General features: G+C 67.2%; 20 protein-coding genes. 14 read left to right on the top strand and 6 right to left on the bottom strand.

Annotated elements, in window-relative coordinates; genetic code table 11:
* The first annotated feature begins 72 nt into the window (after nucleotides 1-72).
* The 3 genes from ARTSIC4J27_RS04150 to ARTSIC4J27_RS04140 all read left to right on the top strand — a co-directional run bounded on the left by ARTSIC4J27_RS04150 (nucleotide 73) and on the right by ARTSIC4J27_RS04140 (nucleotide 3,618).
* Nucleotides 73-1,773, top strand: a complete 1,701-nt coding sequence (locus ARTSIC4J27_RS04150) for an alkaline phosphatase D family protein (RefSeq protein ID WP_050053962.1) — start codon at nucleotides 73-75, stop codon at nucleotides 1,771-1,773.
* A 116-nt stretch (nucleotides 1,774-1,889) separates the two neighbouring features.
* Nucleotides 1,890-2,666 (top strand): histidine phosphatase family protein, encoded by a 777-nt coding sequence (locus ARTSIC4J27_RS04145; RefSeq protein WP_050053961.1) that lies wholly within the window; start codon nucleotides 1,890-1,892, stop codon nucleotides 2,664-2,666.
* Nucleotides 2,650-3,618, top strand: coding sequence for an NAD(P)H-hydrate dehydratase (locus tag ARTSIC4J27_RS04140; protein WP_235436525.1), 969 nt, complete (start codon nucleotides 2,650-2,652; stop codon nucleotides 3,616-3,618). Before ARTSIC4J27_RS04145 ends, ARTSIC4J27_RS04140 begins: the two co-directional genes overlap by 17 nt.
* A 178-nt stretch (nucleotides 3,619-3,796) precedes the next feature.
* Here ARTSIC4J27_RS04140 and ARTSIC4J27_RS04135 read toward each other — a convergent pair whose 3' ends face one another.
* Nucleotides 3,797-4,219, bottom strand: a complete 423-nt coding sequence (locus ARTSIC4J27_RS04135) for an Hsp20/alpha crystallin family protein (RefSeq protein WP_050053960.1) — start codon at nucleotides 4,217-4,219, stop codon at nucleotides 3,797-3,799.
* 208 nt (nucleotides 4,220-4,427) lie between these two features.
* Nucleotides 4,428-4,619, bottom strand: coding sequence for a hypothetical protein (locus ARTSIC4J27_RS04130; RefSeq protein ID WP_050053959.1), 192 nt, complete (start codon nucleotides 4,617-4,619; stop codon nucleotides 4,428-4,430).
* Between the two features lie 448 nt (nucleotides 4,620-5,067).
* On the opposite strand from ARTSIC4J27_RS04130, the gene ARTSIC4J27_RS04125 reads away from it, so the two are divergent.
* Nucleotides 5,068-7,305: a S9 family peptidase gene (locus ARTSIC4J27_RS04125; protein ID WP_050053958.1), complete on the top strand. Its 2,238-nt coding sequence runs from the start codon at nucleotides 5,068-5,070 to the stop codon at nucleotides 7,303-7,305.
* Nucleotides 7,306-7,375: 70 nt separating this feature from the next.
* Here ARTSIC4J27_RS04125 and ARTSIC4J27_RS04120 read toward each other — a convergent pair whose 3' ends face one another.
* On the bottom strand, nucleotides 7,376-7,828 hold the full coding sequence (locus tag ARTSIC4J27_RS04120; RefSeq protein WP_050053957.1) for an SRPBCC family protein: 453 nt from the start codon (nucleotides 7,826-7,828) through the stop codon (nucleotides 7,376-7,378).
* Between the two features lie 304 nt (nucleotides 7,829-8,132).
* Here ARTSIC4J27_RS04120 and ARTSIC4J27_RS04115 point away from each other — a divergent pair, with 304 nt between their 5' ends.
* Genes ARTSIC4J27_RS04115 through ARTSIC4J27_RS04100 form a run of 4 tightly spaced genes read left to right on the top strand, consistent with a single transcriptional unit; the run spans nucleotide 8,133 to nucleotide 12,737 of the window.
* Nucleotides 8,133-8,900: a hypothetical protein gene (locus ARTSIC4J27_RS04115; protein ID WP_050053956.1), complete on the top strand. Its 768-nt coding sequence runs from the start codon at nucleotides 8,133-8,135 to the stop codon at nucleotides 8,898-8,900.
* A gap of 6 nt (nucleotides 8,901-8,906) precedes the next feature.
* Complete coding sequence (locus tag ARTSIC4J27_RS04110) at nucleotides 8,907-11,321, top strand: zinc metalloprotease (RefSeq protein WP_050053955.1); 2,415 nt, start codon at nucleotides 8,907-8,909, stop codon at nucleotides 11,319-11,321.
* An 8-nt stretch (nucleotides 11,322-11,329) separates the two neighbouring features.
* Entirely contained in the window at nucleotides 11,330-11,536 is a 207-nt protein-coding gene (locus ARTSIC4J27_RS04105) for a hypervirulence associated TUDOR domain-containing protein (RefSeq protein ID WP_050053954.1), read from the top strand.
* 4 nt (nucleotides 11,537-11,540) lie between these two features.
* On the top strand, nucleotides 11,541-12,737 hold the full coding sequence (locus tag ARTSIC4J27_RS04100; RefSeq protein WP_050053953.1) for an NAD(P)/FAD-dependent oxidoreductase: 1,197 nt from the start codon (nucleotides 11,541-11,543) through the stop codon (nucleotides 12,735-12,737).
* Between the two features lie 79 nt (nucleotides 12,738-12,816).
* Here the strand turns inward: ARTSIC4J27_RS04100 and ARTSIC4J27_RS04095 are convergent, their stop codons facing one another.
* Together ARTSIC4J27_RS04095 and ARTSIC4J27_RS04090 are read right to left on the bottom strand one after the other, a co-directional pair.
* Entirely contained in the window at nucleotides 12,817-13,392 is a 576-nt protein-coding gene (locus ARTSIC4J27_RS04095) for a GNAT family N-acetyltransferase (RefSeq protein WP_050053952.1), read from the bottom strand.
* Between the two features lie 3 nt (nucleotides 13,393-13,395).
* The gene (locus ARTSIC4J27_RS04090) at nucleotides 13,396-14,562 is read right to left on the bottom strand and encodes an acetate kinase (protein ID WP_050053951.1); all 1,167 of its coding nucleotides are present in this window, start codon (nucleotides 14,560-14,562) and stop codon (nucleotides 13,396-13,398) included.
* A gap of 133 nt (nucleotides 14,563-14,695) precedes the next feature.
* On the opposite strand from ARTSIC4J27_RS04090, the gene ARTSIC4J27_RS04085 reads away from it, so the two are divergent.
* Nucleotides 14,696-14,977: a hypothetical protein gene (locus ARTSIC4J27_RS04085; protein ID WP_050053950.1), complete on the top strand. Its 282-nt coding sequence runs from the start codon at nucleotides 14,696-14,698 to the stop codon at nucleotides 14,975-14,977.
* A gap of 58 nt (nucleotides 14,978-15,035) precedes the next feature.
* On the opposite strand, the gene pta is transcribed toward ARTSIC4J27_RS04085, so the two are convergent.
* Nucleotides 15,036-17,114 (bottom strand): phosphate acetyltransferase, encoded by a 2,079-nt coding sequence (gene pta, locus ARTSIC4J27_RS04080; protein ID WP_050054035.1) that lies wholly within the window; start codon nucleotides 17,112-17,114, stop codon nucleotides 15,036-15,038.
* 304 nt (nucleotides 17,115-17,418) lie between these two features.
* On the opposite strand from pta, the gene ARTSIC4J27_RS04075 reads away from it, so the two are divergent.
* From ARTSIC4J27_RS04075 to ARTSIC4J27_RS04055, 5 genes are all read left to right on the top strand, one after another.
* Entirely contained in the window at nucleotides 17,419-17,886 is a 468-nt protein-coding gene (locus ARTSIC4J27_RS04075; RefSeq protein ID WP_050053949.1) for a hotdog fold thioesterase, read from the top strand.
* Nucleotides 17,887-17,893: 7 nt separating this feature from the next.
* Nucleotides 17,894-19,261, top strand: a complete 1,368-nt coding sequence (gene paaK, locus ARTSIC4J27_RS04070) for a phenylacetate--CoA ligase PaaK (RefSeq protein ID WP_050053948.1) — start codon at nucleotides 17,894-17,896, stop codon at nucleotides 19,259-19,261.
* Between the two features lie 60 nt (nucleotides 19,262-19,321).
* On the top strand, nucleotides 19,322-19,939 hold the full coding sequence (locus ARTSIC4J27_RS04065; protein WP_050053947.1) for a TetR/AcrR family transcriptional regulator: 618 nt from the start codon (nucleotides 19,322-19,324) through the stop codon (nucleotides 19,937-19,939).
* A gap of 106 nt (nucleotides 19,940-20,045) precedes the next feature.
* Entirely contained in the window at nucleotides 20,046-21,179 is a 1,134-nt protein-coding gene (locus tag ARTSIC4J27_RS04060) for a S1C family serine protease (protein WP_050053946.1), read from the top strand.
* A gap of 24 nt (nucleotides 21,180-21,203) precedes the next feature.
* Nucleotides 21,204-21,497, top strand: a complete 294-nt coding sequence (locus ARTSIC4J27_RS04055; protein ID WP_050053945.1) for a hypothetical protein — start codon at nucleotides 21,204-21,206, stop codon at nucleotides 21,495-21,497.
* Nucleotides 21,498-21,630: the final 133 nt, after the last annotated feature.

Genomic DNA, 21,630 nt, shown 5'->3' with positions numbered 1-21,630 from the left:
GTTCAACCCGGGCTTACCGTGCGTTCACCCGAGGGCAACAGTCCGTGCGCCCGGCGTGGGCAGGCTGGGCCCATGACTGATATTTCCCGCCGCACCATCGTTAAGGGTTCCGTCTTGGCCGCTGCACTGGCCGCCACTCCCGCCGCCGCACAAGCCAACCCTGCACAAGCCAACGCCGCGGGGCCGCGCCAGTCGCCGGCCGGCATCGCGCTGGTCCGGAACCGGCTCACCCTGCCCAGCGGCATCGCCACCGGCGACGTCACCTCCGATTCGGCCGTGCTGTGGTCCCGCGCATCGGGCGCCGGGCGGATGACGGCGGTGCTGCGCGCAGTGGACGACGGCGGCGAGGTCCTGCGCGGTCGCGGCGCCTTTGAGCGCACCCTCCGCGGTCCCCGCGCCACCCAGGCGTCCGACTTCACGGCCAAGATCCATGCCGGGAACCTGCCGTCCAACACCCGCTTTGCGCTGGAGATCAGCTTTGAGGACGACGGCGGCGCGGCAGGTGAGAGCGTCCGCGGCACCTTCCGGACGGCACCCGACGCGGGGACGTTCAACGGCAAGGGCCGCACCGGTGACACCAGCGCGGGAGGCAAGGTGCCGGCGTCGTCCGCGCAAAGCTTTGTGTGGACCGGTGACACCGCGGGCCAGGGCTGGGGCATCAACGAGGAGATCGGCGGGATGCGCGGCTACCGGGCGATGCACCAGACCCGGCCGGACTTTTTTATCCACTCGGGCGACACCGTGTACGCAGACGGACCCATCGCCGAAACCGTGGTGGAGAAGGACGGGCAGGTGTGGCGGAACCTGGTGACCGAGGAGGTGTCCAAGGTGGCCGAGACCCTCACCGAATACCGCGGCCGGCACCGGTACAACTCGATGGATGCCAACATGCGCGCCATGTTCGCGGACGTCCCGGTCATCGCCAACTGGGACGACCACGAAACCACCAACAACTGGTACCCCGGCGAGATCCTGGATGATCCGCGCTATACAGTCCGCGACGTAAACACCCTCGCCGCGCGCGGACGGCAGGCGTGGCAGGAGAACATGCCCATCGCCGATTCGGCAGCGCTGTGGCGGCCGGGGACATTCGACGATGCCGGCCAGTACCAGCCTGCGCGCATCTACCGGAAGATCAGCCGAGGCCCGCAACTGGATGTCTTCTGCCTGGACATGCGCACGTTCAAGTCGCCCAACACCGACGGCAAGGAAACCTACGCCACGAACATCCTGGGCCAGGAGCAGGTGGACTGGCTGATCAGGGAGGTGTCGGCGTCGAAGGCCACCTGGAAGGTGATCGCCGCGGACCTGCCGCTGGGGATTATCGTGCCCGACGGCGGGGTGAACCAGGAAAGCCTGTCCAACCGCGATCCCGGCGCTCCGTTGGGCCGCGAGCTCGAGATCGCCGGGGTGCTGAGCGCGTTGAAGCGCAACCGGGTTAAGAACGTGGTGTGGCTGACCGCCGACGTTCACTACTGCGCCGCCCACCACTACTCGCCCGAGCGCGCCGCGTTCACCGACTTCGACCCGTTCTGGGAGTTTGTGGCCGGGCCCATTGCGGCCGGGTCGTTCGGGCCCAACGCGATGGACGGGACGTTCGGACCGGAGGTGGTGTTCTCCAAGGCCGGGCGTTTCGCCGGGGAGTCACCGCGCGACGGCGAGAACCAGTTCTTCGGGCACGTCCAGCTGGGCCAGGACAATAGTTTCACGGCCAGCCTCCGCAATGCCAACGGTGCCACCGTGTTCTCCAAGGTGCTGATGCCGGAGCGGTAGATCCTGTTGTGTAATGGCCTGTGCCGTTGACTCTGGCGTTTACTGCCCGTGCCCCGTGGGTACGCCGCTGGTAGTGTTCCTGCATTCGGAAACCCAGGCGGACGGAGTGATTTCTTGTGAAAGAGGACGGGCTGACGGAGGCTGTGCAGGAGGCCGGGGCGGTGGAGCTGCTCCTGGTCCGCCACGGTGAAAGCGAAGGCAACGTGGCCGCCACGGACGCGCGGCTGGCCGGGGCCGAGATTATCGAGGTGCCGGCCCGGGATGCGGATGTGAACCTGTCCGGGACCGGCCAGGAGCAGGCCAAAGCCCTGGGGACGGCGCTGGCACGGATCGCCGAGGACCTCCGCCCCGATGCCGTGGTTTCCTCTCCTTATGCCCGGGCGCTGCAGACCGCTGAGATCGCGGTGGAAACCGCAGGCTGGCATGTGAAGGTCCGCACCGATGAGCGGCTGCGGGACCGGGAGCTCGGCATCCTGGACCGGCTGACGCGGCTGGGGGTGGAGAAGCGTTTCCCGGAGGAGGCCGAACGACGGGAGTGGCTGGGCAAGATGTACTACCGGCCGCCGGGCGGGGAATCCTGGGCGGACGTGGCCCTGCGGCTGCGCTCCGTCCTGGACGAGCTGAACAGCCTCGGCACGGGGCACCGGGTGATGCTGGTCTGCCACGACGCCGTGATCATGCTGTTCCGGTACGTGCTGGAGGGGATGAACGAGAAGGAACTCCTGGATCTGGCGGCCAGCACGTCCGTCCTGAATGCCTCCCTGACGCGGTATGTCCGGCCGTCCGGCGAAGGCCCCTGGACGCTGGAGAGCTTCAACGTGGCGGACCACCTCACGGAGCAGGGTGTCACTGTCACCGAGCATGCGGGAGACGTCAGTGTCCACCCGAAGTGAAGCCAATCCCCGTACCTTGGTGACGCCGTCGCTGCTGCGCGAGTGGCCGCTGCCGGCGCCGGGCGAGGACAAGTACTCCCGCGGCTCGGTCCTGGTGATCGGCGGCGCGCGGGCCACGCCGGGCGCCGCCCTGCTGGCAGGTACTGCTGCGCTGCGGGCCGGTGCGGGCAAACTCACGCTGGCCGTGGCGGAGTCCGTGGCGGTCCAGGTGGCAGTGGCGCTTCCTGAGTGCGGAGCCATGGGCCTGCCTGAAACTGCTGAGGGGTCGGTGACGGGTGAGGGGCTGGACCGGATCTCGTCCTATCTGGACCGCGCCGATGCGATCCTGGTGGGCCCGGGCCTGGACGATCCGGAGCTGGCGGAGGAGCTGTTGCGGGCGCTGCTGGAGCGGGAGGCCGGCACTGACTCGGGCTCTGGCGCGTCAGGCTCTGGCGGCGCAGGCTCCGGTGCGGGGAACGCGGGCGGGGGTCCCGCCGTCGTACTCGATGCTTACGCCCTGGGCGGCCTGCTGAAGCTGGGCGACCAGCTGGAACCGTGGAAGGGGCGGCTGATCCTCACACCGAATCCCAAGGAAGCGGCCGTCCTGCTGGAGCGCGAGGTGGAAGACCTGGCGGCGGACGTGGCCGAGATTGCAGATAAGTTCCAGGCAGTGGTGAGCTGCCAGGGCCTGATCGCAAGGCCCTCGGGCGGGGATGCGCCGGAGGAATCCGAGCTGTGGCAGATGACCACGGGCTATGGCGGACTGGGAACGTCGGGAAGCGGAGATGTCCTCGCCGGGGCGATTGCGGGCCTTCGGGCACGCGGCACCACCGGCGCGCAGGCTGCCTGCTGGGGCACGCACCTGCACGCCGCGGCAGCCGACCGGCTTGCCAGCCGGCGTGGTCCCCTCGGCTTCCTCGCCCGTGAGCTGGCGGACGAACTGCCCGCCCTGATGCTGGAGCTGAACACCTGACACGCGGCTGTTGGGGTCCAGGCATGGGATGACCCCCGGCTGAAGCTGGGGGCCACCGTATCGGGAGGTTCAGGCGTAGGCTGCCGGTGCGCTTCAAGCGCTGTGGCGTGCATACTAGCGATCCGCCCAAAAGGCAGTCAGCAATAAATGAATACCCGACGTCCCGATCCTGTTGAGACTAGGCGGAAATTTCCTGCTTTGCCCCCTTCGTTTCAATTTCGATCTTGCGCGGCTTGGCCTTTTCGGCGACAGGAATCCGCAGCGTCAGGACACCGGCCTCGTAGCTTGCCTTGACGTTATCGGTGTCCAGCGTGTCCCCGAGGATCAGCTGGCGGCTGAACACGCCGCGCGGCCGCTCGGAGGCGATCAACTCGGTGTCCTTGCCCGCGGGGTCCGGACGCTCGGCCCGCACCGTCAGGACATTCCGTTCCACATCCAGATCCACCGAATCCAGTGCGACGCCGGGCAGATCAAAGGCGACGACGAATTCCTGGTCCTCGCGCCAAGCGTCCATAGGCATCGCCGCCGGACGCGCTGCCGTGCCGAGGACCTGCTGGGCCAGCCTGTCCAGCTCGCGGAACGGATCGGTTCGCATCAACATGGCTTCCCTCCTCGTAAGAGACGGTCCAACATTGTTTTTAGTATCAGCCCGATCTGTATTGGCTGATATAGATTTTTTAGCACTGGAGAAGCAGGCCTGCAAGCGGTTCGGGGAGGAATTTTTCCTGATTTTTGGCGCCGGTTTCGGGAGCGGTGAAGGGGCCTTCCGCGGCGTGCGGAAGGCCCCTTCTGTTGGGTGTTTTGGCTGGTCAGCTCCGGGTGGGATCGGGGCGCAGCGGCGTGGGCCCCGGGTCCGGCACGGGCAGCGGCCCCGGGGGTTCCGGGGTCGGGAACGGATTGGGCGGCTGCGGGCCGGGATGGCCGGGCTGGGTGGGATCAGGCTGGTCCGGGCCTGGTTCCGGCGGGAACGGTTCGGGCTCGTGCACTGGCGGGATGGTCATATGCTTCCCCTCTCACGCTGGGCGGATGTGCCATAGCGTGAACAGGATACGCCAGCGGCCGGAACCCCACTAGGGCACCATTTCTCCGATGCCCGCTCACTTAATGCTGCGCTCCAGCAAACGCCCGCTCACTTATGGCCGCCATTTCCCCAACCCCCGCTCACTTATGGCCGCCATTTCCCCAACCCCCGCTCACCTATTGCCACCATTTCCCCAACCCCCGCTCACCTATTGCCACCACTTCCCCAACCCCCGCTCACTCAGGCGGCCACAAGTGCGCCCGGGTTTACAGACAGGCGGCCACAACTGCGCCCGGGTTTACAGACAGGCGGCCACAAGTGCGCCCGGGTTTACGGACAGGCGGCAACAAGTGCGCCCGGATCTGGGGCGTTATCGTCCGGTAGCGAACGGCCGGTGCATTGTCGGGGCGGGTCTATATATTGAAACCATGACCCAGACTCCGTTGCAGGATTCCGCCAGCACCGCGACTTCCACCCCCGTTCCCCCGGTTGCCAAGCAGATCCCCGCCGAACGTACGCATCACGGGGACACTTTCGTGGACAACTACGAGTGGCTGCGGGAGAAGGAATCCCCGGAAGTCGTGGAACACCTGAAGGCTGAGAACGCCTACCAGGAAGCCGTCACCGCGCACCAGGAGCCGCTGCGCGAGGCCATCTTCCAGGAGATCAAGGGCCGCACCCAGGAAACGGACCTTTCCGTCCCGCACCGCAAGGACGGCTGGTGGTACTTCAGCCGTTCCGTGGAGGGCAAGGAGTACGGAATCCAATGCCGGGTCAAGGCACAGGACACGGGCAATCCGGTACAGGACTGGACGCCGCCGAAGGTGGAGCCCGGCGTCGGAATTCCCGGCGAGGAAGTCCTGCTGGACGGAAACATCGAGGCGGAGGGCAAGCCCTTCTTCTCCGTGGGCGGAACCGCCGTGACCGTGGACGGCAACACCTACGCCTACGCCGTGGACAACAGCGGCGACGAACGCTTCACCCTGCGCATCAAGGACCTCCGCACGGGCGAACTCCTGCCGGATGTCATCGAGAACATCTTCTACGGCGTCGCCTTCTCCCCCGACGGCACCCGCATCTTCTACACCGTGGTGGACGAGTCCTGGCGCCCCTACCAGGTCAAGGCGCACACCCTGGGCACTCCCGTCGAGGAAGACGTGGTGATCTACCAGGAGGACGACGCCGCCATGTGGCTGGGCTTCGAACTCTCCGGGGACCGGCGCTACCTGGTGCTGGGCATCGGCTGCTCGGAATACAGCGAGACCCGCCTGCTCCGCTTCGATGACCCCGCCCAGGAACTCCTCACCGTGATTTCCCGCAATGAGCGGGTGCTGTACGAAGCAGAACCGTTCCTGCTGCCCGGCCCGGACGGCGGGAAGACGGAAAAGATCCTGCTCACCCACAACCGCGCCGCCGTTAACTCCATGGTCTCCCTCGCGGACCCGGCCGAGCTGCAGAAGCCGCTGGCCGGGCAGCAGTGGCAGACCGTCGTCGAACATTCCGACGACGTCCGGGTCAACGGCGCGGGCGTCACCTCCACGCACCTCGTGGTGTCCATCCGCAAGGACACCATCGAGCGCGTCCAGGTGATCGGGCTGGCCGGGCTCGGTACCGCCGCGCAGGAACCGCCAGTGGAGCCGGCGTTCGACGAGGAGCTGTACACGGCAGGGGTGGGCGGTTCGGACTACGAGGCCCCGGTGATCCGGCTGGGCTACACGTCCTACTTCACGCCGTCGCGGGTTTACGACTTCGTGCTGCCCACCCCGGAGCAGCCGGACGGCGAGCTGCTGCTGCGGAAGGAAAGCCCGGTGCTGGGCGGCTACGACGGCAGCGATTATGTGGCCACCCGCGAGTGGGCGCAGGCCCAGGACGGCACCCGGATCCCGCTTTCGGTGCTGCGGCACAAGGCCGTCAAGCAGGATTCGACGGCGGCCGGCCTGGTGTACGGGTACGGCTCCTATGAGATGAGCATGGACCCGGGCTTCGGCATCGCGCGGCTGTCCCTGCTGGACCGCGGAGTGGTGTTTGTGATCGCCCACATCCGCGGCGGCGGCGAGCTGGGCCGGCACTGGTACGAGAACGGCAAAAAGCTCACCAAGAAGAACACCTTCACCGACTTCATCGACGCCACCGACTGGCTTGCCGGCTCCGGCTGGGTGGATCCCTCCAGGATTGCTGCCCTGGGCGGCTCGGCCGGCGGGCTGCTGATGGGTGCCATCGCGAACATGGCACCGGAAAAGTACGCCGCGGTTGTGGCGCAGGTGCCGTTTGTGGACCCGCTGACCAGCATCCTGGATCCGGACCTGCCCTTGTCTGCGCTGGAGTGGGAAGAATGGGGCAACCCCATCACGGACCCCGAGGTCTACGCCTACATGAAGTCCTACTCCCCTTACGAGAATGTGCACCGGGCGGCCTACCCCAAGATCGCCGCCGTGACCTCGTTCAATGACACCCGGGTCCTCTACGTGGAACCCGCCAAGTGGGTGCAGGAGCTGCGGAACAAGACCACCGCGAGCCAGCCGATCGTGATGAAGATCGAGATGGACGGCGGCCACGGCGGCGCCTCCGGCCGCTACGTCCAGTGGCGCGAACGGGCCTGGGACTACGCCTTCATCGCCGATTCCCTCGGGGCCACGGAGCTGCTTCCGGGCGCGGGCCTGAAGTAGGGGCAAGCGTACGACGGCGGGCGCGTCCCGCCGTCGTACGCCCGCCTTTTGCGCCGCGCACCGCAGCTCCTTAGCCCTGCGGGTGCTCCACCAGCCACTCCGCCAGGGTTTCGAGGTTGGCCCGGACCGTCCTCCCCTGGGCCCGTGCCACCAGCGCGTCCGCCAGCTTGCCAAAGACCCCGCCCAGCCCCGATGCGGCATCGATCCTCTGGGTAACGCGCGTACCGCCGTCGGCCGGTTCGAGTTCGAACGTCACGGTGAAATCCAGCTTGCCCTCGACCGAACGCGACACCATACGCCGCGGCGGATCGAACTCGGCGACCTCCACAACCCAGTCGAACTGCTGTCCCATGATTTTGCTGGTCCCGCGCCCCCGGGAACCCACCCCGACAGGGCCATCCCCGACCTGCCCGGACGAGGTAACCGAGGAATCGTAAACAGCGATGTTTTCGAATCTGGACAGAAACTCGAAGACTTCCTGCGGCGGCCGGGCGATGACAACACTTTCTTCTACAACAGGCACTGCAATCTCCTTTGAAAGGCACCTGATGCCGGCCCGGCTTGGCCGGCGCAATGGCAGGCACAGCGCCAGAGTGGACCCGCCGGTCGTCCCTGTCAATGCCCTTGCGGGAAGGCGCTTAGCGTCCGCCACGTCGGGCCTCGCCCCGGGTCCGCCACCTTGCACCCCCGTCCCTGACCAGCAGCAACATCACGCGCGACGATCCTCCCGCAGTACCCAAAGAAGGTAATCATGCTTACTATTGTCTGGCGCCGGCTGCCCGCTGGGGGCAGGTTAACCGGCGCCGTATGTGGAGGTTTGAGCGAGCATGGAACAGGAAATGCGTCCCCTGACCGACGACGAACTGATCGCGGAACAGGCAACGGCTTTGCCGGACAAGGAAGTGGCCTCGGTCCTTGACCTGAATGCGGATCTGGACCTGGGCATCGATGCGGCAGCTCCCATCGACCTTGCCGTTGCAGCCAACGCCAACGTGGCGGCCCCGATCGATGCGGCCGCCTCGGCAAACATTCTTTCCTTCGGCTCGGAAGCCCAGGCGCTGGCAGACCAGGGCGTCGTAATCGAGCAGGGCATCGTGGCCGACGCGAACGCCGAGTCCACCCAGGACAGCGTCATCGACCAGGGCAACGACACCGTCGACGACGGCACTGCAGCCAGCGGAGCTACGGGCACCGAGGGCACGGCTACCGGCACGGAAGGTACCGGGACAGCGCCCGACGGCGGCACCCTCCTTCCGGACGGAACCGGCACCGACGGGCTCGTCCCCGAGGATGGCCTGGGCGAAGCACTGCCCGACGTGGGCGCGCTGCCGGTGGATCCCGCCGCCGCGCTGGACGGGGACCTGCTCAACGTCAACGTGGACCTTGCAGCCGACGCGGACATCGCCGCACCGATCAACGGTGCCGTGGCAGCAAACGCCAACGTGGCTGCCCCGATCGACGCCGCAGTGGCCGCGAACATCGGCTCCATCGACAGCCAGGCCTATGCTGTGGCGGACCAGGACGCGCTGATCACCCAGCACATCGAGGGCGAAGCCAATGCCTCGGCTGACCAGCAGTCCGACCTCGAACAGTAAGCCCAGATGACCCACACGAGCGGCGGGCCGCGCTCCCAGGCCGGCCCGCCGTCGTCCGCTGCGCCCCTGGCCGAGGCGCCGCTGCCTGTCCCTGCCCGGGCTGACGGCGTCCAACTCATCGGCAAGTCGGAGGGGTCCGGTTACCGGGAGCCGCCTGCGCTGGTCCGCCGCGCGGACGGCCAGACCCTCCAGCTGACGCCCCTGCTGTACGAGGTGCTGGAGGCAGTGGACGGCAGGCGCAGCGAAGAGGAGATCGCTGCGCACGCCGGCGCGGCGTCGGGAAGACTCATCAGCGCCGACAACGTGCGCACTTTGATGGACTCACAGCTGCTGCCGCTGGGCCTGCTGCGGCTGGCAGACGGATCGCAGCCCGAGGTGCGCAAGGCCGACCCCCTGCTGGGCATGCGCTTCCGCTACACCGTGACGGACCCGGAACGCACCCGCCGGATCACTGCCCCGTTCACGGTCCTGTTCAACCCCCTGATTGTGGTGGCGGTGACGGCGGCATTCCTGGCCTCGTGCTGGTGGGTGCTGATGGTGAAGGGGCTGGCGTCGGCCACGCACGAAGCGTTCGACAAGCCTGTCCTGCTCCTGCTGATTTTTGCCGTCACCATCCTGTCCGCGGGTTTCCACGAATTTGGGCATGCCGCCGCCGCACGGAAGGGCGGTTCCGCCCCCGGTGCCATGGGTGCGGGCCTGTACCTCGTCTGGCCCGCGTTCTTCACCGATGTCACGGACTCATACCGGCTGGGCCGCGCCGGCCGCCTCCGCACGGATTTCGGCGGCCTGTACTTCAACGCCATCGTGGCAGTGGCCATCATGGGGCTGTGGTGGGCCACCGGATTCGACGCGCTGCTGCTGGTGGTTGTCACGCAGATCCTGCAGATGGTCCGGCAACTGCTGCCCCTGGTCAGGTTTGACGGTTACCACATCCTGGCCGACGCCGCCGGGGTCCCGGACCTGTTCCAGCGCATCAAACCGACTCTGCTGGGCCTGCTGCCGTGGCACTGGGGCAATCCGGAAAGCAGGGTCCTCAAGCCCTGGGCCCGGGCAGTGGTAACGCTGTGGGTCCTGGTCACCGTGCCGTTGCTGCTGTTCAGCCTGGCCATGATGGTCATTTCCCTGCCGCGGTTGCTGGCCACCGCCTGGAGCAGTGCAGCCAAACAGCAGGCGCTACTCGCCGAAAGCCTGTCCGACGGCGACCTTGCGGGGGCGGCCGTGCGCGTCCTGGCCATCGCTGCCGTCGCCCTGCCCATGGTTGGCGTGCTCTACATCCTGCTGCGGCTCCTGCGTCAACTGGTCACCGGGCTCTGGCAAAAGACCCGCGGAAAGTTCCTGCAGCGGGCCGCTGCCATGGGTGCCGTGGCAGCTTTGCTGGCCGGGCTGGCTTGGGCATGGTGGCCCGACGGCGGGACGTACCGTCCGGTGCAGCCTTACGAACGCGGCACGCTGGCTGATGCGACCACCTCCATCCTGCCGTCCACGGGCACGGCCCTGCGTGAGGGCGGCAGCGGCAGGACCGTAGCGCTGTGGCCGGAAGGAACCGCGACGCCCACCCGTGAGAACCCGCAGCTGGCCATGGTGCTGGTGCCGCTGGACGACTCCGCCGCGGATTCATCCACCGGTTCCCCGGCCGGATCCGGCAGCCCAGCCGCCCCCTCATGGGTATTCCCGTTCGACCGGCCAGCCGCGCCCGAAGAGGACGGCAACCAGGCGCTTGCCGTGAACACCGCCGATGGTTCGGTGACGTACAGTGTGGCCTTCGCGCTCGTGTGGGCCGAAGACGGCGAACCGGTCGACACCCGGAACGAGGCTTATGCCTTTGCCAACTGCACCGGCTGCGCGGCAGTGGCCGTCGGTTTCCAGGTAGTGCTTGTTGTGGGCCAGACGGACGTTATTGTCCCGGAGAACCTGTCCGCTGCAGCCAATTACAACTGCCTGGACTGCCTCACCTACGCCCTGGCCAGCCAACTTGTCCTCACCCTGGACGGCCCGCCCGGCGAGGCCAGCCTGGCCCAGCTCAATGCCCTGTGGGCCGAGATCGCGGAGTACGGCCGGAACATCCAGAATGTGCCGCTCTCGGAGATCCAGGGCCGGCTCGCTGCCTACAAGGAGCAGATCACCGCGATCATCCAGGCCGATCCCGGTGCCACGAAGGGCCAGGCGGCGGGCAGCACAGCGTCGCCGACGACCCCGGCCGTTCCGGGTTCATCGCCCTCCGGTAACACCGCGCCCGGCTCCGGCACGGGAGGCGAAGCACCCGCTCCGGCAGGAACTGCCCCGGCCAACGCACCGGCCACGCAGCCCGCTCCCGGTGACGCGCCGCCGTCGTACGCTCCCGTTGAGACCGTGGCGCCGACGGCGGATACTGGGGGCACGGCCCCGGCCGTGGAACCTGTACCCACAGCAAACCCCAGCTAGGAGAGCAGATGTCGTTGAGCAAGGGAACGTCCGTGGAATGGAACACGCCGCAGGGCAAGACGCACGGGAAGATCGTGGAGAAGAAAACCAGCGACTTCGAACTGGACGGCCACACCCACCGCGCCAGCGAGGACGAACCGCAGTACGTGGTTGAGTCGGCGAAGACCGGAGCGCGTGCGGCCCACAAGGCCTCGGCCCTGACGGAAAAGAAGTAAGCCGATGGCGGCCCAGCACGAGGTTGTCATCATCGGCGGCGGCAACGCCGGCATCTCCCTCGCCGCCCGGCTGGAGCGCTACGGAGTCAAGGACGTGGCCCTGGTGGAACCCCGGGAACACCATCTCTACCAGCCGCTGTTCTCCCACATCGCCGGAGGCAGGGCCTCGGCCAAGGAGGCCATCCGGCCGCAGGAACCGCTGATACCGGACGGTGTCACCTGGATCCGGGACGCCGCTGCCGGGATCGACACCGATGCGAACACCGTGACCCTCGAGTCCGGCGCCACTGTGTCGTACGGGCAGTTGGTGGTATGTCCGGGCCTGCAGTATGACTGGGATGCCGTGCCCGGCCTTGCCGAGGCAGTGCATTCACCGCACGGTGCCTCGCATTACGAGTTCGAGCTGGCGCCCAAGGCATGGACCCTGCTGAGCGGGCTGAAATCCGGCACCGCCCTCTTCACCATGCCCGCCGGCCCGATCAAGTGCGGCGGCGCTGCGCAGAAGCCCATGTACCTCGCCTGTGACTACTGGAAAGGGCTGGGCGTGCTGGACCGGATCAGGGTGGTGATGGTCCAGCCCTATCCCACCGTGTTCGGGGTTCCTGAAGTGGACCGGGAGCTGGATCGCAAGATCGCCGAGTACGGCATCGAACTGTGGACCAACAGCGAACTGCTGTCCGTGGACGCGGCCGGCCAGCTGGCCACCATCCGGAACACCGCCACCGGCGCGGAGGAAAACCTGCATTACGACGTCCTCAACGGGGTTCCCCCGCAGTCGGCGCCGGACTGGCTCAAGGCAACCGACCTGCCCGCGGCCGGTGACGCCGGCGGTTTTGTCGAAGTGGACCGGCAAACCCTGCGGCACATCAGGTTCCCCAACGTCTGGTCCCTGGGCGACGCCGCCGGAACCACCAACTCCAAGTCCGGCGGCGCGCTGCGGAAGCAAACCATGGTGCTGGCCAAGAACCTGGTGGCCGCCCGGAAGGGGAAGCCGCTCCCCGCCAAGTACAACGGCTACTCCGTGTGCCCCTTCACGGTCTCCCGCAACACCGTGGTGTTCGCCGAGTTCGACGACCGGTACAGGCCCATGCCCACCGTCCCCCGGGTCCCCACCTGGAACGAGAGCAGGCTGTCCTGGGTGGTGGACCGCAACATCTTCCCGCAGGTGTACTGGAACATGATCCTCAAGGGCCGCGCCTAACCGCCCCATTGGAGTTTTTGTCCAGATATGCAGACTTTGTTGCGTCGGAAGCCTGCATATCTGGACAAAAACTCCCTGGTTAGTGCTCCGGGCGCGTGAGGGACCTGGCCACCCGCCATTCATCGGCCAGGATTGCGTAGATCAGCTCCGTGGCCCACTGGCCTTTGTAGTGCCACTTGTCCACCTGCCGTGCCTCCTGCCGCATGCCCAACCGGCGGCACAGCGCGGCAGATGATGTGTTGAGCTCGTCCAGCCGCGCCTCGATCCGGTGCATGCCCAGTTCCTCGAAGCCAAGCCGGAGCACCGCCCCCGCAGCTTCCGTGGCGTAGCCCTTGCCCCTGGCATCCGGCGCCAGGGTCCAGCCCACTTCCCCCTGGCCATGGCCAGGCAGCCACTTGAGCACCACCTCGCCCTGAAGCCGCGGCTCGCCGCAGGCATCAATGGCCAGGGCCACCCAGTCCCCCTCCTTCTCGAAGACGAAGTTCGCGTACCGGCCCACCCGCTCCATCGACTGTGTGTAGGTTTTGGCTGGCCCCGGCAGGAACCGGGCCGTTTCCGGCAGCGAATGGTAGGCGTGGAAAGCGTCCAGGTCATTGCCCTCAAAGCGGCGCAGGATGAGCCGCTCCGTACGGATCGGCAGGGTGATGTGCGGCATGGGCTACCCGGCGGACCCGGATCCCACGACGGCGGCCGTCGCCTCCGCGATGGCGCGTTCCTCATCAGTGGGAACCACCAGGACGGGGAGGCGGGACTGCGGCGTGGAAATGACGCGCGGTTCCTTGGACCTCTCAGCGTTCAGGCCGGCGTCGAGCTCCACACCCAGGGCTCCCAGCTTCTCCGCCACGAGGGTGCGGAACTGGTGCGAGTTCTCGCCGATGCCGGCGGTGAACACCAGGGCCTTGGCCCCGCCCACCGCCACGTGGTAGCCGCCGATGTACTTGGCCAGCCGGTACGAGGTGACCGCGAGCGCCGTAGCCGCCTTCTCGTCGCCGGCTTCGGCCGCCTCCACCACAGAGCGCATGTCGTTGTTGCCGGCCAGGCCCTTCAGCCCGGATTCCCGGTTGAGCATGGTGTCGATGTCTTCGGGGCTCCAGCCGGCTCTGCCGAGGAAGACCAGGATGGACGGGTCGAGATCGCCCGAGCGGGTGCCCATCACCAGGCCCTCCAGCGGGGTGAAGCCCATGGAGGTGTCCACGGAGTGCCCGCCCCGGATGGCGGTGACGGATGCGCCGTTGCCCAGGTGGGCGATGACGCCGTCGAACTCGTTGACCGGAAGGTCCAGGAGCGCGGCCGCGCGGCGGGTGACGTACTCGTGCGAAGTCCCGTGGAAGCCGTAGCGGCGGATGCCGTGGTTGGTGTACAGCTCGTCCGGGACGGCGTAGCGCCAGGCCTGCTCCGGAAGGGTGCGGTGGAAGGCGGTATCAAACACGGCCACCTGCGGCATCTTGGGCCACTTCTTGCTGATGGCCCGGATACCCAGCACGTTGGCGGGGTTGTGCAGGGGCGCCAGCGGGTTGAGCCGCTCGATGGCGCGGGTGATCTCGTTGTCGATCAGGACCGGCTCGGCGAAACGCTCGCCGCCGTGCACCACCCGGTGCCCCACGGCGGTCAGCTCCAGGTTTCCCAGCTCCTCGTGGATGGCCGTGTCCACCAGCTCAAGCGCCTCGGCATGGTCCCGCGGGCCCTCGATTTCACCGTCCCCGTCGCCGCCGTTGCCCATGCCGATCTTTTCGATCAGCCCCTCGGTGAGGACGCTCCCGGCCGCGACATCGCGCACCTGGTACTTGAGGGAGGACGAGCCGGAATTGATGACGAGCACGAGCATGCGGGCCTCCTGAGCCTGGCTTCTGCAGTTCAAACCCCACTATATGTGGGGCGGTTGGCGGTTTCCTTGCGGACGGGCGCGGGCTGTGCCTAAAGTCGGCGGACAGGCTGGACCACGGCGAGAGGACATTCTTATGACGAACGAGCCCACCCGGATCGACGAAGACGACCCCACCAACACGGGTTCCAGCAGCACTGCTCCGATGAATACAGGCTCCGGAACCAAGGATCCCACCGGCGTGGAGGGCGCCAACCCTGCCCTGGACGACACGGGCGGCCTCAAGGCGGCGGAGACAGGCGAGGCTCCGCAGGCGCCCGAGAATACCGAGGGCCTCGACCTCACGCCGCAGGGTCTCTCCGATGAACCCGCGAAGGAAGAGGACAAGGAGAGCCTGGCCAAGCCGGACAACAGCTAGGCAAGCAAAGGGCGACGGCGGCACCTGCCCGGGTGCCGCCGTCGCCCTTTGTATCGCTCTAGGACGCCGGCGCCTGCGCCTGGATGGCTGTGATGGCCACGGTGTTCACGATGTCCTCAACAGTGCAGCCGCGGGAGAGGTCATTCACCGGCTTCCGCAGTCCCTGGAGGACGGGTCCGACCGCCACAGCCCCCGAACTCTGCTGCACCGCCTTGTACGTGTTGTTGCCGGTGTTCAGGTCCGGGAAGATGAACACGGTGGCCTGCCCAGCCACGGAGGAACCCGGCATTTTGGACTCGGCGATGGAAGCGTCCACGGCGGCGTCGTACTGGATGGGGCCTTCGACGGCGAGGTCCGGCCGGCGCTCGCGCACCAGCCCGGTGGCCTGCCGCACCTGGTCCACCGCTTCGCCGGAACCGGAGCCGCCGGTGGAGTAGGACAGCATGGCCACCCGCGGCTCCACCCCGAACTGGGCCGCCGTCTCGGCCGAGGCCAGCGCGATGTCCGCCAGCTGCTCCACGTTGGGATCGGGGTTCACCGCGCAGTCGCCGTACACCAGCACCCGGTCCGGCATCAGCATGAGGAACACCGAGGACACGATCTTCACGCCCTCGCGGGTCTTCACGAACTCCAGCGCCGGCCGGATGGTGTGTGCGGTGGTGTGCGCAGCCCCGGACACCATGCCGTCCACCACCCCGAGCTGGACCATCATGGTGCCGAAGTAGCTGACGTCCTGCATGATCTCCAAGGCCTTGGGCAGGTCCACGCCCTTGTGCGCCCGCAGTTCCGAGTAGATCTCTGCGAACTTCTGCCGGAGGTCCGAGGTGGCCGGGTCCACGATGTTGATCCCGGACAGGTCGATGCCGCGGGCAGCCGCCAGCTCCCGGACATCCGATTCCGGACCGAGCACGGTGAGGTCGCAGACGTCGCGCCGGTGCAGGATTTCCGCCGCCCGCAGGATGCGAACGTCCGTCCCTTCGGGCAGGACAACGTGCCGGCGCTGTGCCCGGGCCCGCTCGATGAGGTCATGAAGGAAGCGCAGCGGTGTCATGCGTTCGGCCCGCGGCAGGTGCAGTCGCTCCACCAGCTCCGCCTCATCCACGGTGCGGGACCAGAGACCCAGGGCGGAGGCCACCTTGCGCCGGTGTCCGGACCAGATCTCGCTCCGGACCTCGGAGACGCGGCGGGCGGTGGTGTACGTATCATCACTGGCGGCGAAGACGGGGAACGGTGCCTGCGCCAGGAGCGGGTAGATGTTCGCGTCCGGGGCCAGCCCGCCGGTGAGGATCAGCGCCGAGGCCACCGGGAACTCCGGCGAGAAGGATGACGCCAGGCATGCCACCATCACGTCCGCGCGGTCGCCGGGCACAATCACCAGGGCGCCCTCATCCAGGACGTTCAGGAAGTTGCCCACGTTCATGGCCGCCACCTTGATGTCCCGGACGTCGCGTTCCATGTCCGCCCGGCCGGCAATCTGCCGCACGCCCAGTGCAGCGGCAACTTCTCCGGTGGTGGGCCGGGCAATCTCCTCCAGCTCCGGCAGCACATAGACCGGCCGCTTGGACGCGCCGGGCTTGACGGCGGCGGCGATCGCCTCCACGTCGTCCGGGTCGGCGCGGTTCACCATGATGGCCAGCAGGGCGCACTTCTCCGCGGACAGCTCCTTGCGGGCTACCTCGACGGCGGCCGCGGCCTCGGCCACGGTGCGCCCCTTTGCACCCACCACCGCCACCACCGGTGCTGCGAGGTTGTTGGCCAGGCGCGCGTTCAGGTCGAATTCGACGGCGGCATCCTGGCCGGTAAGGTCCGTCCCCTCGATGATCACCACGTCGCAGTGCCGGGAAATCTCGGCGAAGATTTCCACGCAGCGGGAGTCGATGTCCTCCCGCTTGCCTTCCGCCAGCAGGGACCTGACCTCCTCGTGCGTGAGGCCGCCGCGGCACCGCTCATCATCGAGCTCGAACCGCGACTTCATCAGGGCCACCATGGGATCGTCGCCGGCTGAAGGACCGTGAACCACCGGCTTGAAGAAGCCGATCCTGTCCGCGTGGCGGTACAGGGTATCCGCGAGCCCCAGGGCCACGAGCGACTTGCCCGATCCGGGAGTGGTTGCGCTGACGTAGATGCCTTTGGCCATGGTCCGCCCTTTGCTGGTGTGCTGCTGCCGGTACTCCATCCTTGCACCTGCACCGGGACTTGCGGCAGCGCTTGCCCCGCCGGGAGGTGTGGTGATGGGCACTGCAGTCCGCCGCTGCCGTGCATTCCCGCCCGGTTGCTTTTCTGGCGCTTCCCCGGCGCGCCGCAGACGACGGCGTGTCCCGGTTTGGGAGACCCTCACGCGGGAGTAACCGGGCTGGAGCGCACGCCCTCCCCTTGACACTGGACCCCCTCATGGGATTACCTAATGAACATTCGGTAAATAAAGCTGGAGGCAATGACGCATGGCTGAAACAACCCTTTCCGGGCCCCACCACCAGATCCTGGAGAACGATTACGCCTCCGAGTGGATGGGCATTGAGGTCCTCTCGCTGAGCGACGGCCACGCCACCATCCGGATGACCCTCCGGCAGGAAATGCTCAACGGTTTCGGCATGGCCCACGGCGGAATGATCTTCGCCTTCGGGGATACGGCGTTTGCGCTCGCCTGCAACCCGGCCGTCCCGGCGCCCGGGGAGGAAAACAACATCACCGTGGCCTCCGGCGTGGACATCAACTTCCTCAAGCCCGCCTTCCGCGGCCAGGTGCTGACCGCCGTCGCCGACCGGCGCTCCAGCGCAGGCCGCAGCGGCCTGTACGACATCCAGATCTTCGCCGCCGACTCCCCCCAGGCAGAAGCCCCCGCCTCCGACACCCCCGGCGAGCTCATTGCCGAGTTCCGCGGTCGCAGCCGGACCATCCCCAAGAAGTAGGACAACCATGACCCTCCACGCCCCCGAAACCCCCGCTTCCCCCGCCGTAAAGGACGCCGCAACAGACGCCCCGCTGGACCGCGAGGAAACCATTTCCCGCGACGAGCTCGAGGCGCTCCAGCTCAGCCGGTTGCAGCACACCGTCGCCTACGCCTACGACCGAGTCCCCCTGTACAAGCGCAAGTTCGACGACGCCGGCGTCCACCCCGGCGACCTGCGCGAACTGTCCGACCTGGGCAACTTTCCCTTCACCACCAAAGAAGACCTGCGCGCCGAATACCCCTTCGGTATGTTCGCGGTTCCGCAGAGCGAAGTAGCCCGCATCCACGCCAGCTCGGGCACCACCGGCCGGCCCACCGTCGTCGGCTACACAAAACAGGACCTGGCCGACTGGGCCAAACTCGTGGCCCGCAGCTTCCGCGCCTCCGGCGTCCGCCCCGGCATGAAGGTCCACAATGCCTACGGCTATGGCCTGTTCACCGGCGGGCTCGGCGCCCACGCCGGCGCTGAAGCACTGGGCTGCACCGTCATCCCGATGTCCGGCGGCCAGACCGAACGCCAGATCCAGCTGATCCAGGACTTCAAGCCGGATGCCATCCTGGCCACCCCCACCTACCTGCTGACCATCGCCGACGCCATGGCGCACATGGGCATCGACCCGGCTTCCACCTCACTGAAATTCGCAGTGCTGGGCGCCGAGCCGTGGACCCAGGAGATGCGGCACGAACTCGAAGTCACCATGAACATCAAGGCCTGCGACATCTACGGACTTTCCGAGGTGATGGGCCCGGGCGTCGCCGGCGAGGCCGTGGAAACGCAGGACGGCAGCCACATCTGGGAGGACCACTTCCGCCCCGAAATCATCGACGCCTTCAACCCCGTCGTGGGCAAGGAAAACGTGCTGCGCGACGGCGAACACGGCGAGCTGGTCTTCACTTCACTCACCAAGGAAGCCCTCCCGATCATCCGCTACCGCACCAAGGACCTCACCCGGCTCCTGCCCGGCACCGCGCGTCCGGCGCACCGGCGGATGGGCCGCATCACCGGCCGCAGCGACGACATGATCATCCTGCGCGGTGTGAACCTCTTCCCGTCCCAGATCGAGGAAATCGCGCTCCGCATCCCCGAGCTGAGCCCGCACTTCCAGCTCGAACTCACCCGCCCCGAGGGGCAGCGGATGGACCAGCTCACCGTCCGGATTGAGCGGCGGGACGCCGTCACCCCCGAGCAGAGCACGACGGCGGCACGCGCTTTGAAGGAGCAGATCAAGATCCACGTGGGTTCTTCGTGTGTGGTGGACGTGGTGGAGCCGGGCTCGCTTGAGCGGTCCAACGGCAAGCTGCGCCGCATCTACGACCTGCGGCCGAAGGGCTAAGGGGTCCTGTATCGACCGACGTGCGCCGACTGACCGACCGTTCGTGAGAAACTAGCCACTATGCCCAGCACCACTGACACCAGCACCGCCGGCACCAAGCGCGGCCGCCCTGGATACGACCAGCAATCGGTGCTGCGCATCGCCGTCGACGTCTTCAACCGGCACGGCTACGATGCGACATCCATGGGCATCCTGGCGGACAACCTGGGCATCTCGAAGTCGGCGATCTACCACCACGTGCCGTCCAAGGGTGATCTGCTCAAGCTCGCCCTGGACCACGCCCTGGGCGGACTGGAGGCGATCCTGGAGGAGCCGCAGGCCACGTCCGGCGCAGCGGATGCCCGGCTGGAGTTTGTCCTCCGGCAGACTGTGGCAGTCCTCGTGGAGCGGCTGCCGTTCGTCACCCTGCTGCTGCGGCTCCGCGGGAACACCGAGATTGAGCGGGATGCGCTGGAACGTCGCCGCACCTTCGACCACAAAGTGGCCGGGCTGATTTCCGCCGCTCGGGACGAGGGCTCGCTGCGCCAGGACATCGATCCCCGGACGGTCACCCGGCTCCTCTTCGGCATGATCAACTCGATCGTGGAGTGGTACAAACCGGGCGGCTCCCTCTCCCCCAAACGGCTTGCTGACGACGTCATCACCATGGCATTCGACGGGCTCCACTCCCAGCCCTAACCGTTTTCCAGGAGTCAGCATTCCAGGAATACTAAGGGTGCTTGGTATTTCTGTTGTTGCCCGGCTACGGTGGTAGGACAGCCAGCATCCGCAGGGAGGTCCGTCCATGAGCATCAGCACCAGCCGGGGATCACGCTGCTCCGCGCGCTTCGGCACGCTTGCCGGAGGCACCCTGCTGGCAGCTTCCCTCACCCTGACCGCCTGCACCTCCCAGGATCCCCCTGTGCCGAGCGAGACGTCCGGCGCCAACACAGCGCAGAGCAGCACCCCGCCGTCGGCCGGTACCTCCCCGGGCACCAACGCCTCAGCGGCCGCCAGCAATCCCGCTCCCGCACCTGACGCGGCCGGCGGCATTCCCGAACTGGTGGAGAATCTGGCGCCGTCGGTGGTGACCATCTTTACCGACGGCGGGGTGGGCAGCGGCGTGGTGTATTCGGAGGACGGGCTCATCATCACCAATGAGCACGTGATCAGCGGCAACACCAGGGTGGAGGTTGGTTTCGCTGACGGCCAGCGGGTTCAGGGGACGGTCAAGGCCAGTGATCCCGTCACCGATCTGGCCCTGGTCCAGGCGGACCGCAAAGGCCTGCCCAAGCCCGTCTACCAGAGCACACTGCCCAAGGTAGGCGAAGGCGCGCTGGTCCTCGGTTCCCCGCTGGGTTTCGAGAACACGGCCACGGCCGGAATCATTTCCGGGCTGCACCGGTCCATTCCGGGCTCGGCCTCCAACAGCCTGTCCCTGGTGGACCTGATCCAGACGGACGCTCCCATCAGCCCGGGTAACTCCGGCGGCGCCGTGATCAACATGCGCGGCGAGATCATCGGCATCAGCGAGGCATACATCCCGCCGTCGGCCGGCGCCGTCTCCCTGGGCTTTGCCATCCCTGCGGCCACTGCCGTGCAGGTGGCGGAGGAACTGCTGGCAGACGGCACTGCCGAACATGCCTACCTCGGCCTGACCCCGGGCGAACTCACACCGCAGATCGCGGACCGGCTGGGCATCGAGGCGAGTACCGGCGTCGTGGTTCTGGCCGTGGACGAGGACGGCCCGGCGGGACGTGCAGGAATCCGCCCCGGCGATGTCCTGGAGTCCATGGAAGGAGTGGAGCTGAACTCCCCCGAGAAGCTCCTGGCGGAACTGCGCAACCGCAACCCCGGCGACACCGTAGGTTTCAAGGTCAAGCGTGGAGACCAGGACCTTGACCTCAAAGCAGACCTGATCGACAGGCCCACCCAGTAGTACAACCGAGAGGAAGGTAGAACAATGAGCCACCCCAAGGAAGAACCGGACGCAGGATTCATCATCCCGGACCCGTCCAAAGTCCGCGAGGACATTCCCGGCGACGCCGGAGACGAAGCCAACGCGATCCGCTTCAGCGAAGAGCAGGCGCTGATCGAGGAACAAGCGCACGGCATCCGCCCGGACACCTACAGCGTCCCCTCCGGCGGCCCCACCATGGACGAGGCCCGCGGCAACATGGACCTGTCGGACCAGACGGGCGCAGCACCGTCGGATGACAGCAGCGACGACGGGCTGCACAGCGGCGCCGAATCCTGACGCATCCCGCCACCAACAACACGGTAGGCGCGTCCCGGTTTCCGGGGCGCGCCTACCGCTTTTTGTGGTTCAGACGCTCTCTCACTTAATGTGCCCCAACCGCCAACGCTCTCTCACTTAATGTGCCCCAACC

The sequence above is a fragment of the Pseudarthrobacter siccitolerans genome, from assembly GCF_001046895.1.
GTDB lineage: Bacteria > Actinomycetota > Actinomycetes > Actinomycetales > Micrococcaceae > Arthrobacter > Arthrobacter siccitolerans.
This window is presented reverse-complemented; position numbering and strand designations above follow the sequence as displayed.